We start from the raw sequence: 17,471 nt of genomic DNA on the forward strand, positions 1-17,471 counted from the left end.
AAATCACATAGAAAACCATCAATTATAGTGTGTATAAAATAGGCGACAGCAACCCAATTACAAATTAATGGTTCCAGAATATCACATCAAAAAACACGCTGTATAATATTATAATTAACATGTAGACAACTTGTAATAAATATTATCAGTCAATTGTTTTGTTTATTCCATCTGTGACGCCGATTATTTTCTCAAAATAATGAGATGGCGTGACACCATAATAATCTTTAAATGCACATATGAAATATGAAGTACTGTTATAGCCACATTTCTGGGCTACGACATTGATAGAATAAGAGTTTGAAGTTATGAGTTTTTTTGCATACCTCATCCTAGTATCTCTCAATATTTCAGTAAATGACGTTCCTTCATCCCTTAATCTTTTTTTTATTAAACTTTCACTCGTATAAATCAATTCCGCAATATCTTTTAAATGCCATTGCCGCTCAATATTAAAACTGATTATTCCAGTAATTTTACAGGTAAATGTATTTATATTTGTTAGTATAAATGAATTTACACTTTCGCGTTTTTTGAACATGGCAAGTAAGGATATACATAGTCTTTCTTTTAACCAAAGGGAGTGTGAGTCTGCTATTTTAATCCCTTCAAACAGAGAAAAAACAAGCGATAATGGAGGTTCCTCTTCAGCAATATAGCCATTCTTATCAAGAGTAAATTTGCCAGGCAACTCATTATTCACGTCGATAAAAAAGGATAAACATGTTTTCTTATCTATATCAACAATTCTTAGTTTAGAGGGGCATACTGGTAACTCTCTTCTAATTTTGTCGCTTACAATAAACAATGAATTTTTTTTGAACGAGATAACTCTCCTGTTTATAATTAAATCAAATGATTGACAGATGAAAACTACGGAGCAAACATAATCCATCTTGCACCTATCATAAAATTAAAACAAGTTGATAGTAGTCAAATAACAACCAATTAAATACACAATCATAATCAGGATGATGTGCATTTATATTTTTATACACAAAATTATAGTTTGCAAATTTTAATAAATTTCATTTAAGATTAAATTATTATATGTATATTGTTTTTTATTCTAACGTATTTCAAAGTTACATTTTTTCAACGATTACTATGCTTTTTATTAACATAAACTCACTACAACGCACCTGAAACCTCTTGCTATATATATGTCAACCGTTTGAATTTAAAATAAAAAGAGTATCATTTTTACTTGCATTTCTTATCAAGTCACATTCAACAACAGTAAAAAAACATTATTAGAACCATTCAATTAACAAAAAACCAACATCCAGCTTGCTTAATTTTTCTTTATTAAACGATATTGAAAATCAATTGATAAAATACATCTAAACAACCTTTTGGGGCGCAAAAGCATAACATCAAACAAACAAATAACACACCGAAAAAACTCACAATTAATAACCTATGATATACATACTGTTTATTATGGTTGAATAAGCCACTCGATATCTGGTGCTACGGAAGTGTCCACACGGTTTAGCAACACCCGATACTTTTTCCTGGCTTCCAGCAACGGGGTTTCTTCCTCCGTTGCATATACAGCTCACCTTTTTTCACCCACGATTAACCAACAGCCAGACCAGCAGACACGCCACCACCGGCACAGCAAAATCCATCAGGCTTGCCACATCCCAAGCTCGCGGATCAAAACCGCCCCACCACGGCATATTCATACGCTTGCCATGTCCGAACATTTCAATCCAGCGATATTCTGCCTGGGTGTGTTCACGCGCAATGAAGAACGTACAACCAGCTATCGCTCCGTAAGCCCAGTTTCCGGTAAAAAGACCAACCAGTATCTGCGCAGCCACAGCACAAAGTGCATGAAGTAAGGGGCTTATATCCATTATTTCCTCCTTTCAGCTCCATTCCCGAAGCGGTGTTTCCAGCTCCACGACATAATCAGAGAATACAGAAACATCAAACAAGTCATCAAGAATGCGAATGTTGACAAAATAACCGTCATTCCGGATACAGACAGGTTCTCCCTCTTCAGTTACCCCTGTTTCTGTGTAGGTGAAACCAATTTCATCGACTAACAGTTTATTCTGGAGGTCTTCATCTTCCTCCCAGTCAAGAGATGACAGGAAGGATTTAAACTCTCTGTTTCCAGGAAATTTCAAAGTTAAATCTTTCATACTGCCTCCTTGATTTGCCTGTCATTTAATTCTTTAAACCAGACTCTGAAATTTCTGATGTGTCCAAACAAATGACGCGTTCCTGCTGCGGTCTGCCCACCAAACCGGTACGATGTTGCTGTAACTCCAAATATTTTACCATTAAGGTTTGTTGTATAATTACCATTGCATATTGCATTTACTGATAAATCAGATTTAGCTCTCACACCCACAATGAACCTTTCTCCATCTGAGGCAATTTGTGGCTGAACCATTCCTACGTTGGCGCTTATCTTTCCTGTTGAAACAAACCCCAGCGATAAATAATTATCATCAATACTGTGCCCTCCAACATCAAATATCCTTGGCGCAACATTGGGCGGTGTACTCCAGTTCCTGCTTACTTCGCACAATACCGTAAAAGGCCGTGTTGACAGGTTATTCTGCGATGGGATAGTAACCACATCACTTGCGCGTGTTGTTGGCATTGTAGTTACAATAAATGACGATGCCGTATTGCCCAGTTCAATTTGCGGCGTCGTCATGGTTAATGTTGAGTCATCATAGAATGGCTCATTACTTATTTTATTTGTCATATAAAAAGCACAGTTAACGGTATCAATGTCCGTATTAGCTGTATAAGTGGCCTCATAGTAGGTCCACTCGCCCTGTTGTTCAGCTTTGGCTGTTATAAGGGATGTATTACCGCTTACTGTTGCGATCCGGGTATCCAGATCAAGATAAGAGTCAGCAGAGAAGGTATCTGTTCCACCAATAATAACTGAAACTCTTAACCTGCATCGTGCTTTAGCGCCTTTAACCCGGCACGAAAAAGTGAAACATTCACCACTTGCCAGCGGGAATCTGTCTGCTGCAACCACACCATGCACAGTATAGCCACCTGTTGTTCCCACTATACTTTCCGTGGGTGTCACCGTGGCATAATTGAACCCCTGTTTATCAGTGCCAAATGTTTTATTCAGTGCGGAATGAACAGTCCATGAGTCTGGTTTATTTGAGTTCCTCAGATAATTTGTCCTCTGTCCTTCAATCAATAAGCCATCGCGCTCAAATCGCGGTTCATCAACTTCAGCAAGCTTGAGTTGGCCGGACTTATTAATATACGTTGCTGTTGAAGCACGTTTAAACTTAACAATCTTGTCGCCTGGCATTGTTATTTCATCGTCACCAATAACAATCTTTTTATATGATGGCGAAAACCCCGTAATCATATCCAGTGTATCGTTAAACGGTATCCATACATCAGGCAGCGGCGGCACTATATTCGCATAGGGCTCTGCAGTCACTTCCGCTGCGGCTTCTGCGCGATCTGCCGCCTTTTCTGCTCGTGTCGCTGCCGACAGAGCCTCATCCTTTTTCTGCCCGGCCTTTGTTGCGTCTGCTGCGGCCTCCCGCGCTTTTGTGGTGGCGATTCCGGCATTTTCAGCGGCTGACTCTGCATTACGGCGGGAAGCCTCTTCACTGTCTGCGGAGGCTTCCTCTGACGCACGGGCATTTGTCTCTGAATGTTCTGCCGCTGTTGCTGCATTTTGTGCGGCTGTTTTTGAAGAAGCTGCCGCTTTCGCGCTGTTACCTGCATTCGTCTCTGATGTTTTCGCCGCGTTCCTGGACGATGCCGCTGCTGTTTCTGATTTCTTTGCTGCCGCTGCGCTCTGAGAGGCGGCTTCAGCGTTGCGTGCCGCCTCTTCCACCATCTTTTCAAAACGATACAGTGCCTCCGGACGAACATCATCTTCTGTTGCAGCGCCCAGAAAATCATTCAATGTCCCCGGCTTAGAATCCTCATACACGGTGATGGTCCCGGCATGTGAAGGCGGAAAACCTTCAACCAGCAGGGCGACGCTGTACTGGCCATACTCAACATCCATGCTGTAACGTCCGGCTTCATCCGGATTTTCTGAGGCCACCGTGTTCACCACAACTGTGGTGCTGTTACGTTTTGCTTTGAGCTGAATGGTGCAGTTCTGTATCGGTTTTCCTGCACCGTCTTTCAGCACACCTGAAATCTGTACTGCCATATTCACTCCACAAATAAAAAAGGCACCATTTCTGGTGCCCGAATTTGGGTTTTAAAATTCAACTGATACTGATGCCGGCTGTTGATTTCTTCATCACGACAACAAGAAGGTCGCTGATACTGGTCGTTGGCGTCCAGTTATTTGCACCATATGAAGAAACATTGAAAGTCAGGGTGACATGGCCGTGTCCGGCAGGCATATCAATGACTGATGAAAATACCCTGCTGACATCCGTCGCGGGTTGCTGAAAGATTTCCTGTCCGTTCTTCAGCACCTGCAGCTTACAGGTTGAATACCAGTATGACTGTTGGTTGTTGCTGTTGAAGTTTTCATGCTTACCACCGCGAAACAGAACGGGGGGGATTACTATCTGACGGTCAAAAGCCTGGTCATCGTACACCGTGACCGTTATTGTACCGCTGGCATAACTGCTATTTCTCGGAAAGGCTTTTCCCACCGTTTTAACAATATCGCCTTCAATCTGGTTGGCTGACAGTTTTCCCAGAATCCGGCAGTTCTGATTAATCGTGACATTGTTGAGCGTCCCGGAGTTCGCGTTCACGTTACCGCTGATATCCGCATTTTTCGCCGTCAGCCGCCCGTCCGGTGTCAGGGAAAATGCCGGAGGATTACCGCCGCTGGTAATGGTGGGAGCCGTCAGATATTTCAGGAACACTTCATTCATAAATATCTGATCGCCCTGACCAACAAACATCGGCTTTGTATTGCCATTCGCAGGATTAATCATCGCAATCCTGTCCGCCGCCAGCAGCACCTGACTCTGCATACCGTCAGGGGTATTCTCAATACCGGCACCAATACCCGCGATATAAAGGCGTCCGTCCTGCATCTGCTGCAGCTTCACAGCCCACATGCTGTTCAGGTTATTATTTGTATCAACCTGAACCTTCTGTATCTGCTGGATCGCTGCACTCTGGTCTTCCAGTTTCTTATTGACGGTCTGCGTGATTTCATTGCTGACATCCGTAATGGACGTCCTGATTTCAGCCAGGTCAGGCGCAAGCTGACCGTTATCAATCTGCGTCCACAACTCCTGAGCCAGATGGGTTTTCCCTATCTCTCCTTTGAAAAAATCCAGATAGCCGGATGCATCATCACTCGGCTGGCCAACAGCCTCCACAAATGCCGATTTGCCAACGGTGTTCACACTGCGAATGTAAAAATAATAATCATGGCCCGGTTTGATATTGATACTAGCGGCTATCCAGTACAGCGCCGTACCAAGATAACGCGCGCTGGCTTCAACCTGCCTGATATCCGCAATCCGCTTTTCCGAGAACCAGAACTCAAACTGTACCGTCGGATCATAAACGGCAAGATGCGGCGTTGCGGTTATCTGAAAATAGCCCGGCGTCAGCTCAATCCGCGATGGCGCTGCCGGTGCGGCAATCCGGAACGATACCGACGCCGGATCCCCCTGCTGCCCCCACGCATTTACCGCCCGGACTGTCAGCCTGTAGTTCCCCAGCGCCAGTTGCCTGAAGCGGTATGTGGTTTCCGTCGTCCTGGCCGTGCTGACCAGCCGCTCACTGCCGTCATCCGCTGCCACGGTCAGGCGAAGCATAAAGCTCCCCCCCTTCACCACCTTCGGCGTGTCCCAGCGCGCCAGCACCTGGTATTCCCCGCTGTCTGCGGTGACTTCTGCAGTCAGGTGCTGCACCGCGGGCGGCGTGACACCGTTCACCGTTCCGCTCTGGTCGCCGTCAAAGTACGCCCCGTTATCCACGATGGCTTCTTTCTCCGGTACATGCTGCACGGCAGTGATGGCATACGTGCCGTCATCGTTCTCACGGATACTCACACAGCGGAACAGGCGCTGGCGCAGCATCGGCAGCTTCAGCCCCCACACGCTGTATCCGGCAACGCCGTCAGGAACACGGCTCACTTTCACCTTCACACCGTCGGTGACGGACTGGACCTCCACGCTGACCGGATTCCCCTGCCCGTCAACCAGGCTTATCAGCGTGGTGCCGGAGGATGGCAGCGTGATTTCACGGTCGAGCGTCAGCGTCCGGGTCTGGCTGTTCACCGCCAGCACACGCCCACCGATGCTGATACCGGCATAGTCATCATCGCAGATTTCAATGACATCCCCCGGTACATGGCGAAGCCCTTCAGCACCCACGCTGAAGTCCACGGTCTGCGTTTCCAGCAGCTCCGTTTTAATCAGCCACAGCCCGGCGCGGTGTGCCTGCCCCCGACTGGTACAGCCAAAGGCATCCATCTTCGTGACGTTACGGCCGTAACGGGCAATGGCCTGCGTATCCTCCACGAGCTCTGTCGCCGTCTCCCAGCCGTTGTTCGGGTCAATCCAGTTCACCTCAACGGCATTATGGCGGTCCTTCAGGGCGCTGAAGCTGTAGCGGAACGGCGCGCCATCATCCGGCATCACCACATTACTGCGGTTATAGGTCCACACCTTATCTGATGGTCGGTCCTGCACGAACGTCAGCGTCTGCCCGTTCCATACCGGCATACAGCGCATCGCCGAGCAGAAATCACTGAGCACATCCCACGCCTTGCGCTGTGTGGTCAGGTACGCATTACAGGTGATGCGCGGCTCCGTGCCGCCAAAGCCGTCCGGCACTGACTGGTCGCAGTACTGGCCGATGACATACAGCGCCCATTTATCCACATCCGCCGCACCAAGACGTTTCCCCATGCCGTAGCGCGGATGGGTCAGCATATCCCACAGACACCAGGCCATGTTGTTGCTGTATGCCGGTTTAAACGTTCCGTCCCAGATACCGCTGTATTGCCGCGTCTGCGGGTTATAATTCGACGGCACCTGCAGAATACGCCCGCGCAGATGATAATTACGGCTCACCTGCTGACTGCCGAACTGCTCCGAGTCCACCTGCACGCCGACCAGTGCCGTGTTCGGGTAGCACTGTTTCACATCGATAATTTCGGTGTATGACGACCAGAGCGTTTTGTTCTGCAGCTGGTCTGTGGTGCTGTCCGGCGTCATCCTGCGCATCCGGATACTGAACGGGCGCGGCGGCAGGTTATCCACCACCACCGAGGCCAGATACTGTGAAGTGGTTTTACCCTTAATGGTGATGTCTTTTTCCGTCACCCAGCCACCGTTACGTTGTATCTGAACCAGCAGGCGGACTTCCGATGGATTCCTGTCCCCCTTTGAGGTGGTTTCCACCAGTGCCTGCACGCCGAAAGTAAAACGCAGACGGTCAATGTTTGCCGACGTGATGGTCCGGGTGATCGGCGTGTCATATTTCACTTCTGTACCGAGCACCGTCTCGGAGCCGGAGGATTCAAATCCCTCCGGCGGTGTCTGCTCCTGCTCACCGGCCCGGAACACCACCGTGACGCCGGATATATTGGTATTCCCCTCACTGTCCAGCACCGGCGTACTGTTCAGCAGCACGCTTTTTAATCCATCCACCGGACCTTCAACCGGCCCTTCGCTGATGGCATCGATCACACTCAGCAGCTGCGTGGACTTCAGGTTGTCCTTCGCTTCGCGCGGGATATGCCCCTTACTGCTGCCTTTACCCATTCGTCATGCTCCATAAACGATAAAACCGCCCGGAGGCGGTTTCACATAAAACATTTTGCATCAGCGACCAATCACCACAATCTGACCACCATCCCCTTCGTCTGCCGTGCTGATCTCCTGAGAAACCACGCGTGACCCCACGCTCATTTCACCGTACAGAACCGGCAGAACATTGCCCAGGGCAACCATGTTATCCAGTGAGGAGAAATAGGTGTTCTGTTTGCCGTTATCCGTTGTCTGTGTACGGGGAGTTCTGGCTTTCGGTGCCAGCATCTGCGCCACACCACCGAGCACCATACTGGCACCGAGAGAAAACAAGATGCCGGTCATACCACCGGCCCCAATGGCTGCCCCCCATGCTGCAAGGGTGGCTCCGGCGGTAAAGAATGATCCGGCAATGGCGGCAGCCCCCAGGACAATCTGGAATACGCCACCTGACTTGGCCCCTGCGACTCTGGGAACAATATGAATCACAGCGCCATCAGGCAGAGTCTCATGTAACTGCGCCGTTAACCCGGACGTGCTGACGTCCCGCCCGGCAATCCGTACCTGATACCAGCCGTCGCTCAGTTTCTGACGAAACACCGGGAGCTGTGTGGCCAGTGCGCGGATGGCTTCAGCCCCCGTTTTCACACGAAGGTCGATGCGGCGGCCAAATCGTTGTAAATCCCCGTAAAGGCAGATGCGTGCCATGCCCGGTGACGCCAGAGGGAGTGTGTGCGTCGCTGCCATTTGTCGGTATACCTCTCTCGTTTGCTCAGTTGTTCAGGAATATGGTGCAACAGCTCGCCGTCGCCGCAGTAAATGGCGGCATGATTCGGCACCGATGAACCAAAACAGCACAGCAGCACATCGCCCGGCTGCGCCGCTGACAACGGCACCTGATACAGCCCTGTGGCCTCCAGATTATCCAGATAGAGATTCTGACCGTTACGCCACCAGTCATCCTCGCGGTGAAAATCCGGCATCTCAATCCCCGCCAGATGGTAAGCGTCCCGGAACAGCGTGTAACAGTCCGTCACCCCGTGCTCAAAGCGCCGCCCGATGAGATACGGCACACAGCGGAATTTATGAATCTCCCCGCGGCAGACCAGCCACCACGGTAAATCACTCTGCACCTGCAGCCGCCGGTCGGCTTCACTCAGCCAGGGCAGACCACCGGGATGGCTGTGGACCAGCGCCACAATCTCACCCTGCATCTCTGCCTGCAGCCAGTCCTCCGGCGACATCCGGAAATACTCCTCCGGCTCACCGGAGATATTCACGCAGGGAAAATATCTTTCCCCCTCCGGCGTTCTCACCACGAAGCCGCACGACTCCGCTGGCGCACATCGTCGGGCGTGCGCCAGAATCGCTGATTCTGTCTCTGTCATGGGATTTACTGCGAAAGTTTGTTAATGGAAAGGAAGCCGCCAAAGTTGCCGACGTTATTGCGAAACTTACAGCCACTCAGGCATTTGCTGCATTTATCCTTCGTGATATCGGACGTCGGCTGGTCATATTCATCCGCGACAGCCGGACCGTGATAACCGCACTCATCACCGCGATAGGTCCAGGTGCAGGTATTAGCCAGCATGATGCGCCCCGGAAAAACAGCACCATCCGTTTCAGTCGGCGTGGACAGTACAAAAGAGGCACTCACCGCGCTCAGTTCGCTGCACTGTTCGATGCGCCAGCGGCTGATCACCTCCTGCTCCGGATCGGCGTCGCTGTTTCCGTTAACGAAGTTCACCGCATCCAGAAAACGGGCGTAAACCTTACGCCGGACCACCGTTCCGCCGACCAGACTCTGCAGGTCTTCCGCCATACCGGTGACCATGCCGTGCAGGTTAGAGACCGTCAGCGTGGGGCGCGTACTGGTGCCTTTGCCATTCAGTTCAAAACCGCTCCCCTGAATGGGATACGGCTGATACTGTCGCCCCTGCCAGGTGACCGGCTCACCTTTTTCGTTCTGCTCATTACAGAAAAAATAACGTTCTCCACCGACCTCTGTCAGATCGATTTCCCAGAGCACCACGCTGGCCGACTGCTCCGCACGGGTGCATTCATTCAGTGTTTCCTGCCGGATATCCTGCATCAGTTCACCACCTGTTCAAACTCTGCGCTGAACTCAACACGCAGCATACTGACCCGCGACGACCATTTTGCGCAGGTCACCTTTATCTGCCGCCACTCATAAGGCGGCGTCCACAGAAAGGATTTCCAGCCCCCGTGCTCAGCCAGAAACGACTCAAGCGCCGTGGCCTCCCAACGGGGAACAGAAAGCGTCACGCTGTACGTTTTCAGGTCGGCATTCAGCCCGGCAGGCGCTCGCTGAGAATAGCCATCACCAAAGCGCACCTTTCTTACGGAAGGGGCCGAAGCCACATCCATACCGGGTTTCACTTTCCAGCGGAAGGTTTTCATCGTCCACCTCCGGAGAACAGACCACCATCGCGCATCTGCCCGGTCACAACATCCATTGCCGCCTTACGGGCTACGTCATAAACCGCCTTCAGCGCCTGTGGCCCTATCTGACCGTTCGTGCCGTCGTTGTTAATCACCACATGGTTATTCTGCTCAAACTTCCCGGACGCCTGCGAGCGGCTGTCCGCCATGCTGCCCGGTGTACCGACATAACCGCCGGTGGCATAGCCGCGCATCAGCCGGTAGAGATTCCCCACGCCAATCCGGCTGGTTGCCTCCTTAGTGAAGACAAATTCACCACGGTGAACAATCCCCGCTGGCTCATATTTGCCGCCGGTTCCCGTAAATCCTCCGGTCGCAAAATGGAATTTCGCCGCAGCTGCCTGAATGGCTGTACCGCCTGACGCTGATGCGCCGCCACCAACAGCCCCGCCAATGGCGCTGCCGATACTCCCGACAATCCCCACCATTGCCTGCTTAAGCAGAATTTCTGTCATCATGGACAGCACGGAGCGGGTGAAGCTGCGCCAGTTCTGTTCACTGCCGGTCAGCATCGCCGCCATATTCTGCGCAATACCATCAAAGGTCTGCGTGGCTGCACTTTTAACCTGCGACATACTGTCCGTGGCGCTCTCTTCCCACTCACTCCAGCCGGACTTGAGGCCTGCCATCCAGCTCCCGCGAAGCTGGTCTTCAGCCGCCCAGGTCTTTTTCTGCTCTGACATGACGTTATTCAGCGCCAGCGAATTATCGCCATACTGTTCCTTCAGGCGCTGTTCTGTGGCTTCCCGCGCTGCCTGCCGGTCAGTAAGCCCCCGGTTTTTCGCCTCAATGGCTGCCCGTTTTGCCCGTTGTTGCTGTGCGAACTTATCCGCCTGCTGCGCCAGCGCATTCAGGTGCTCCTGATACGTGACCTTATCGCCAAGTACAGCCAGCTGGCGTTTGTACTCCAGCGTCTCATCTTTATGCGCCAGCAGGGATTTCTCCTGTGCGGATAGCTGGCGACGTTGTGCCGCCTCCTCCAGTACCGCGAACTGATTTTCCGCCTTCCACAAATCCCGGCGCTGCTGGCTGATTTTCTCATTCGCTCCGGCATGCTTCTCCAGCGTCCGGAGTTCTGCCTGAAGCGTCAGCAGGGCAGCATGAGCACTGTCTTCCTGACGATCGCCCGCAGACACCTTCACGCCGGACTGTTTCGGCTTTTTCAGCGTCGCTTCATAATCCTTTTTCGCCGCCGCCATCAGCGTGTTGTAATCTGCCTGCAGGATTTTCCCGTCTTTCAGTGCCTTGTTCAGTTCTTCCTGACGGGCGGTATATTTCTCCAGCGGTGTCTGCAGCCGTTCGTAAGCCTTCTGCGCCTCTTCGGTATATTTCAGCCGTGACGCTTCGGTATCGCTCTGCTGCTGCGCATTTTTGTCCTGTTGACTCTGCTGTTCAGCCTTCTTTCGGGCGGCTTTAAGCGCAAGACGGGCCTTTTCACGGTCATCCCAGTAACGCGCCCGCGCTTCATCGTTAACAAAATAATCATCCTTGCGCAGATTCCAGATGTCGTCCGCTTTCTTAAACGCAGCCTCTGCCTTAATCAGCATCTCCTGAGCGGTATCAGGACGACCAATATCCAGCACCGCATCCCACATGGATTTGAATGCCCGTGCTGTCCTGTCTGCCCAGGTTTCCAGCGTGCCCATGTTCTCTTTCAGGCGTCGGGTCTGGTCATCAAACCCTTTCGTTGCGGCCTCGTTCGCCGCCTGCAATGCCCCGGCTTCATCGCCGGAACGCTGCAACTGAGCAACATACGCAATCTGCTCCGCCGTCACGTTATGGAACTGGCGCGCCATCGCCGTCAGCCCCGACGTCGGGTCAGTGGTCAGCTTCCCGAAGGCTTCAGCGACCTTGTCCACCTCCACGCCGGATGCAGAAGAGAAACGCGCCACACTCTGGCTGATGGACGCAATCTGAGCCTCACCGCTTACCCCCGCCTTAACCAGTGCGCTGAGTGACTCGCTGGTCTGGTTAAACGTCAGCCCTGCCGCCTGCCCGGCTCTGGACAGGACCAGCATACGATCTGCCGTCAGCCCCGACTGATTGCCGGAAAGGACCAGCGTTTTGTTGAAATCGGACAGGGTTGAGTTGCCCTGATACCAGGCATACGCCAGCGCACCGGTCGCCACCGCCAGCGAGGTGGCCCCGACCATCGGCAGGGTGATCGCACCGGCAAGCCCCCGGAACATGGGGATCATCCCGCCGAAGGAGTCCTTCACCTGACCCCCCTGTTGCAGCAGGATCAGCCACGGACTTTGCCCGCCTGCAAGCTGCGTGGCCACGTCGGTGAACTGTGCAGGCAGCATACGCATGGCGGCTTTATACTGCCCGACGGAAATCCCCGCTTTCTGTGCAGCCAGCGCCTGCCGGTTCATCGACTGTTCAACGACTGCCGCTGTTTTTTTCGCATCACTTTCCGTACCGGAAAAATGACGCCTGACTCTGGCCATCTGCTCGTCAAATCTGGCCGCATCCAGACTTAAATCAACGACCAGATCGCCTACCGGTTCAGCCATACCGGACTCCTCCTGCGATCCCTTCTGATACTGTCATCAGCATTACGTCATCCTCCGTCATGTCCGCTACATCCGGGGAAGCGGGGATAACTTCTTTCCCGTCCGGGCCAAAACGAACGCCTCCGGCAAGCCCTACCGCTTTCTGCATCAGCACATCATCTTCAGGCTCTTCGTCAGCCTCACGCCGGTTAAGCAGACTGAAATCCAGCGGATGCATATCCGGATCGCTGAAAAACAGGCTGAGCACGGTATATGTCAGCCCGGAAAAGTGCATATCCAGCAGAACATCATGAAAATAATGGGTACTGTAAAAGCGGTGCCAGTCGGCATACTCCGTGGATGACATCCCAGCAAGCATGGCACGCCAGTCGGGTCGCCCCATCTCACGCGCCAGTTTCAGGGCAAAACTCAGCTCACCGTCGAACACTTTCCCGCAGAAACAGGCTCTGCAGGCCCGGCGTCATCTGCCTGTTCAGGAGCATCATTCACCACAAACTCATACATACCGGACAGCCGGTACACCACGTTTTCAGCATGAGAAATTGCCTCCGTGGGCCAGGTGGTAAGCACTTCCTGCTCAATCTGTTTAACGGCTTCATTCATGGAAGGCAGCTTTGTCTTCTGCGGATGGTTATGCCACAGGGACATCGCCACCACAAAAGCGCCGGTTCTGATGGCGTCTTCCACAGTAAACTTCCGGTTGCTGTCTGACTCCGCCTGTTCTGCCTGTCGTTTCATCAGGGCGAGATGCTCAATACGCTGCAGGGCTGACAGTTCAGAAAGCGTGACGGTCACACCGTTATGTTCAAATGATTCGGTTTTCAGGAACATCGCTGACTCTCCGGATTAACTGGCGGTGACGTTGATTTCTGCAACCGCAGCAAGTTCACCATTACCGGATACGACCAGAATGTTGACCTTGCCTGCAGCAACACCTTTCACGGTGATGGTCATACCACTGACCGACACGGTGGCTTTTGTTTTATCCGCAGACACCGCACGGAAGCTCTTGTCGGTTGCGCCTTCCGGCTGGAATGCCACGGTCAGCGTGGTGCTCTGCCCTTTCACCACCGAGGTGCTGGCAGGCGTCACGGTCATGCCGGTTGCCGCTGTTACCGTGCTGCGATCTTCTGCCATCGACGGACGTCCCACATTGGTGACTTTCACCGTGCGGGTGATCACTTCCTTCGCCGTCACCGCCTTACCGATACTGCTGACCCAGCCACGGAACACATCGACCGTGCCGTTCGGGAAGCGGATTTTATAGGCACGGGTATCGCCTTCATTAAACCACGCCAGCAGCGCCTGCTGCCCCTGCTCTCCGGGCATCCACGCCAGCGTGAAGCTGGTATCTCCGGCAGATTTCTGCCCCTGTCCGGTCGCAGTCCAGTCTGCATCTTCATCATCGAGATAGCTGTCGTCATAGGACTCAGCGGTCAGTTCGCCGGGCGTCAGGTCTTTAACTTTAGCCAGACGCGACCAGTCAACGTCTGAAAGCGGGTTTGCATAAGGGTCGCCGCTCCCGTTATAAACCCACAGGGTGGTTCCGGCACCTTTCACCGGTATTGCTGGATTTGGTACAGGCATATCGTCCTCACATTTCATAGGTAATGACATAAGTCAGATCGGCTGAACTCCACAGGCCCGCATCATCGTCGCGCCGGTAGTCATAGCCACTGGCCACCATACTGGTGATCAAATCTGACAGTGCCGGGATATCGCTCATCACCGGATAAATCCGGGACTCCATCCACGAATCCAGCTCTGAATCCGGCACCTGAGCAGGCAGGAAAACTTCAATATGCAGCTCCGCCTGCCAGGTATCGCTGTCCAGCTCTTCGCCCGTGTATTCAGCGCCGGTGAGATAAACGGCAATTGCCGGAAAATCTTCCTCATCAAAAACAGCGGGGCGACCATCAAAAAGCGTCGCCCCGGTGTCATGCTTCTCCAGTGCATCCAGTACGGCTGCACGGAGTTCAGTATGTTTCATCGCTTTATTACCATTCTCAGTTGATGCTGCAGCGCATAGCCCAGCTCTTTCGGAAGACGTTCACGCCGTATCCGTTCAATATTCTGTTTAAACGCCGTGGTCAGCGGCACCGCCATCGGGATTTTCACCACATCAATGGGGTAACGGTTTTTCCCGGCCACACGCTGCATAACATGCCACCGGCCATTTTTCAGTTGCTGAATAAACGCGCCGGGAATACGACGGTTACCCACCACAAGCACGCTGCCGCCACCTTTCAGGGATGAACGCTGCCCCTTTTTACGACGCCTGCGGCGGGACAGGACAACCCGCGCATTACCCAGCCTGATTACGGGCAAATCCCCCCGGTTAACTTTGATTCTGGCCTGCGGATTTTTGACCGTGGCCCTTTTCAGCCTGGCCCTTTCCTTTACCAGTTTCCGGCGTACCTTTGTCTCACGGGCAACCTGTGACGCAGACTGCGATATCGCGGATGAAGCAACGCGGTTAATGGCCATTGCGGCGGCACCAGGCACCGCCGTTTTGCTGATACGGCTGAGGTTTTCAACGGCCTGCTCAAGACCTTTTATGGCCATACATCCCCCTTTCAGCGGCGACGGTTAACGGCAGGCGGTACGCCCCGTCCAAGCCAGAGATGACAACTTCCGCCATCATCCGGCGAAACCCGATCTACCCAGAAATTTTCCTCACCGATGGTCAGCGTGTCTCCACGCCGCAGCTGCCGCACCTCATCAGTCCGGACAAACAGGGACGGGCTGGAGCCTTCAACGCGCACGCCCTGTCCGGCATAGCTGATATTTTCAGGGTCATCAAAAACACCACGTATTACTGCGCCGGACTGCTCACCGGATGTCATGGTGGCTGACGTTCCCATGTACCCGCGTATCGTTTCATCGGCGCGGGCAATGGCAGCATCGAACAGGTTATCGAAATCAGCCACAGCGCCTCCCGTTATTGCATTCTGGCCAGGCCGCGCTCTGTCATTTCGGCTGCCACACCGGCAGAGACACGAAACGCCGTTCCCGGCAGCACAAATGCCACAGCCTCATCCCGCGTGGCGTGAAGTGCATCAGTATGCAGCGTCACCAGTGCCACAACCGTGACCAGATCAGCCGTATCAGTCACGGTATCCGGCTGCGCTGATACAACCTCATTTTCATGTCCGGTCAGCACATTTTCCGGGCTGAGAGGGGTATCCTGACCGGCAGTGTCGCCCGTGTCATCAAGCTCTTCTTCCAGCTCTGCCACACGGAGCGCCAGTTCTTCTTTCGTCCCCGTCAGGCTGATATCACGGTTCAGTTGTTCACCCAGCGAGCGGAGACGGGCAATCAGTTCATCTTTCGTCATGGACTCCTCCACAGAGAGAAAATGGCCCCGAAGGGCCATGATTACGCCAGTTGTACGGACACGAACTCATCAGGGTCAGCCAGCAGCATCAGCGGTGCTGACTGAATCATGGTGAACTCACGCGCCGGGTCGCCGGTGGTCACCCAGTTTTTCGGGTAACGGGCAGAGGCGTTAATGCCTTCGCGCTGTGCGTCCGCATCCTGAATGCAACCATAGGTGCGCAGACCGCGTGCCTGAGTGTTCCCCAGCACCATCGTGTTGTCCGGCAGGAAGTTCTTTTTGACGCCGTTTTCCACGTACTGTCCGGAATACACGACGATGGCCACATCGCCATACATTCCCTTATAAGACACCGCTTTGCCCAGGTCTTTTACCGCTGTCTCCAGCTCGGAATGAGAGCCGCGACGGGTATCCAGCTTCTCCTTGACGGCCTTGAAGGAACGGAACAGCGCCCAGCCTTTCGGATCAAACACGATGATATTCACCACACCGCTGGCGTTCAGCGCGTAGGCTTCGATATCGTCGGTCGGGTCATACGTGGACTTGTCACGCTTGCTCCACTCCGTGCCGCCGGACTGCGTGATGTTATTCGCCGCACTGCGGCCCATATCCACCTCAACCGGATCGAAGGCTTCACCGGTCATGGTGTATTTGCCCTTAAGCACGGCAGAAACTGCCTGCATCTCTTCGACCTGGGCAATCGCCAGATTTTCATCCAGCATATTCTGCCGAATAATACGGCGACGACGGTAAGCCGGGTCAGCCAGGTTCTGCGGATCTTCATCCGGCAGGCGACGCAGGGTCATCTGCGGATTCACCTCATGCTTCGGCTTGACATAACCCGGCGTAAATTCAGAGGTGGAGCCGCCACGGGATCGGATAACCTCACCGGAAACAATCGGCGAAACGTACAGCGCCATGTTTACCAGTCCCGGAATTTGTGAGAGATAGACTTTTTCCGTGGTGAAAGGATAGGTTTCACGGAAAAAGAGACGCAGAAACAGCGGATCGAACTTAAAGTGATGCTGGGTCGATGCCAGTAATTCTGCAGTTGTATATACAGACATAAATTATTTCCATAAAAAAAGCCGCACAGGCGGCCTTTGTTGATGAAGGGGAAGATTAAACGATGCTGATTGCCGTTCCGGCAAACGCGGTCCGTTTTTTAGTCTCGTCGCTGGCAGCCTCCGGCCAGAGCACATCCTCATAACGGAACGAGCCGGACTTGTAGAACGTCAGTGTGGTGCTGGTCTGGTCAGCAGCAACCGCCAGAATGCCAACGGCTGCACCGTCGGTGGTGCCATCCCACACAACCAGCTTACGGGTAGTGCCATCCAGCATCAGCGGGGTCATTGCAGGCGTTTTCGCACTCAATCCGCCAGGCGCAATTGCTGTATGAGCCGGATCACTGTTACCCAGCGGCTGGTAATGGTTAAACTCTTCTTTTGACGCCAT

Annotated in this window: 19 protein-coding genes and 2 pseudogenes; all 21 read right to left on the reverse strand. The window is 52.8% G+C overall.

Features of this window, described 5'->3' with window-relative positions; translation table 11 throughout:
* Positions 1-145: 145 nt before the first annotated feature.
* A complete protein-coding gene (gene appY, locus C3D30_RS11350) occupies positions 146-895 on the reverse strand; it encodes a DNA-binding transcriptional activator AppY (protein ID WP_000386784.1) in 750 nt (249 codons plus the stop codon).
* A 546-nt stretch (positions 896-1,441) separates the two neighbouring features.
* Positions 1,442-1,552: pseudogene (locus C3D30_RS11355) on the reverse strand (tail fiber assembly protein); the annotation flags it as partial.
* Positions 1,553-1,571: 19 nt separating this feature from the next.
* Positions 1,572-1,865 carry a hypothetical protein gene (locus C3D30_RS11360; protein WP_000355360.1) on the reverse strand — a complete coding sequence of 98 codons (294 nt, stop codon included), beginning with the start codon at positions 1,863-1,865 and terminating at the stop codon, positions 1,572-1,574.
* A gap of 12 nt (positions 1,866-1,877) precedes the next feature.
* Entirely contained in the window at positions 1,878-2,156 is a 279-nt protein-coding gene (locus C3D30_RS11365) for a hypothetical protein (protein ID WP_000654170.1), read from the reverse strand.
* The gene (locus C3D30_RS20850; RefSeq protein ID WP_420315587.1) at positions 2,153-3,367 is read right to left on the reverse strand and encodes a phage head spike fiber domain-containing protein; all 1,215 of its coding nucleotides are present in this window, start codon (positions 3,365-3,367) and stop codon (positions 2,153-2,155) included. The genes C3D30_RS11365 and C3D30_RS20850 overlap by 4 nt, the downstream gene beginning before the upstream one ends.
* A gap of 443 nt (positions 3,368-3,810) precedes the next feature.
* Positions 3,811-4,174 (reverse strand): annotated as a pseudogene (locus C3D30_RS20855) (prophage tail fiber N-terminal domain-containing protein); the annotation flags it as partial.
* A gap of 58 nt (positions 4,175-4,232) precedes the next feature.
* A complete protein-coding gene (gene gpJ, locus C3D30_RS11375) occupies positions 4,233-7,715 on the reverse strand; it encodes a phage attachment tail tip protein J (protein WP_105270861.1) in 3,483 nt (1,160 codons plus the stop codon).
* A 60-nt stretch (positions 7,716-7,775) separates the two neighbouring features.
* On the reverse strand, positions 7,776-8,348 hold the full coding sequence (locus C3D30_RS11380) for a tail assembly protein (RefSeq protein ID WP_000847703.1): 573 nt from the start codon (positions 8,346-8,348) through the stop codon (positions 7,776-7,778).
* On the reverse strand, positions 8,345-9,088 hold the full coding sequence (locus C3D30_RS11385) for a C40 family peptidase (RefSeq protein ID WP_032141264.1): 744 nt from the start codon (positions 9,086-9,088) through the stop codon (positions 8,345-8,347). The genes C3D30_RS11380 and C3D30_RS11385 overlap by 4 nt, the downstream gene beginning before the upstream one ends.
* A 5-nt stretch (positions 9,089-9,093) precedes the next feature.
* Positions 9,094-9,792 (reverse strand): phage minor tail protein L, encoded by a 699-nt coding sequence (locus C3D30_RS11390; RefSeq protein WP_001152574.1) that lies wholly within the window; start codon positions 9,790-9,792, stop codon positions 9,094-9,096.
* Positions 9,792-10,121 (reverse strand): phage tail protein, encoded by a 330-nt coding sequence (locus C3D30_RS11395; protein WP_000847332.1) that lies wholly within the window; start codon positions 10,119-10,121, stop codon positions 9,792-9,794. The genes C3D30_RS11390 and C3D30_RS11395 overlap by 1 nt, the downstream gene beginning before the upstream one ends.
* Complete coding sequence (locus C3D30_RS11400; RefSeq protein WP_000840308.1) at positions 10,118-12,679, reverse strand: phage tail tape measure protein; 2,562 nt, start codon at positions 12,677-12,679, stop codon at positions 10,118-10,120. The genes C3D30_RS11395 and C3D30_RS11400 overlap by 4 nt, the downstream gene beginning before the upstream one ends.
* The gene (locus tag C3D30_RS11405) at positions 12,672-13,106 is read right to left on the reverse strand and encodes a phage tail assembly protein T (protein WP_000459470.1); all 435 of its coding nucleotides are present in this window, start codon (positions 13,104-13,106) and stop codon (positions 12,672-12,674) included. Before C3D30_RS11405 ends, C3D30_RS11400 begins: the two co-directional genes overlap by 8 nt.
* The gene (gpG, locus tag C3D30_RS11410) at positions 13,088-13,510 is read right to left on the reverse strand and encodes a phage tail assembly chaperone G (RefSeq protein ID WP_000479163.1); all 423 of its coding nucleotides are present in this window, start codon (positions 13,508-13,510) and stop codon (positions 13,088-13,090) included. Before gpG ends, C3D30_RS11405 begins: the two co-directional genes overlap by 19 nt.
* A gap of 15 nt (positions 13,511-13,525) precedes the next feature.
* Positions 13,526-14,266: a phage tail protein gene (locus C3D30_RS11415; RefSeq protein WP_024165097.1), complete on the reverse strand. Its 741-nt coding sequence runs from the start codon at positions 14,264-14,266 to the stop codon at positions 13,526-13,528.
* Between the two features lie 7 nt (positions 14,267-14,273).
* On the reverse strand, positions 14,274-14,669 hold the full coding sequence (locus C3D30_RS11420; protein ID WP_000683145.1) for a phage minor tail U family protein: 396 nt from the start codon (positions 14,667-14,669) through the stop codon (positions 14,274-14,276).
* Positions 14,666-15,244, reverse strand: a complete 579-nt coding sequence (locus C3D30_RS11425) for a phage tail protein (RefSeq protein WP_000975075.1) — start codon at positions 15,242-15,244, stop codon at positions 14,666-14,668. Before C3D30_RS11425 ends, C3D30_RS11420 begins: the two co-directional genes overlap by 4 nt.
* Before the next feature lie 11 nt (positions 15,245-15,255).
* Positions 15,256-15,609, reverse strand: coding sequence for a head-tail joining protein (locus C3D30_RS11430; RefSeq protein ID WP_000753007.1), 354 nt, complete (start codon positions 15,607-15,609; stop codon positions 15,256-15,258).
* Positions 15,610-15,620: 11 nt separating this feature from the next.
* Positions 15,621-16,016 carry a DNA-packaging protein FI gene (locus tag C3D30_RS11435; RefSeq protein ID WP_000158882.1) on the reverse strand — a complete coding sequence of 132 codons (396 nt, stop codon included), beginning with the start codon at positions 16,014-16,016 and terminating at the stop codon, positions 15,621-15,623.
* A gap of 41 nt (positions 16,017-16,057) precedes the next feature.
* Positions 16,058-17,083: a major capsid protein gene (locus tag C3D30_RS11440; protein ID WP_000118191.1), complete on the reverse strand. Its 1,026-nt coding sequence runs from the start codon at positions 17,081-17,083 to the stop codon at positions 16,058-16,060.
* A 55-nt stretch (positions 17,084-17,138) separates the two neighbouring features.
* Complete coding sequence (locus C3D30_RS11445; protein ID WP_000146971.1) at positions 17,139-17,471, reverse strand: head decoration protein; 333 nt, start codon at positions 17,469-17,471, stop codon at positions 17,139-17,141.

Origin of the sequence: Escherichia sp. MOD1-EC5433 (genome assembly GCF_002966005.1) — a bacterium.
In the GTDB taxonomy this organism is placed as follows: Bacteria; Pseudomonadota; Gammaproteobacteria; order Enterobacterales; family Enterobacteriaceae; genus Escherichia; species Escherichia ruysiae.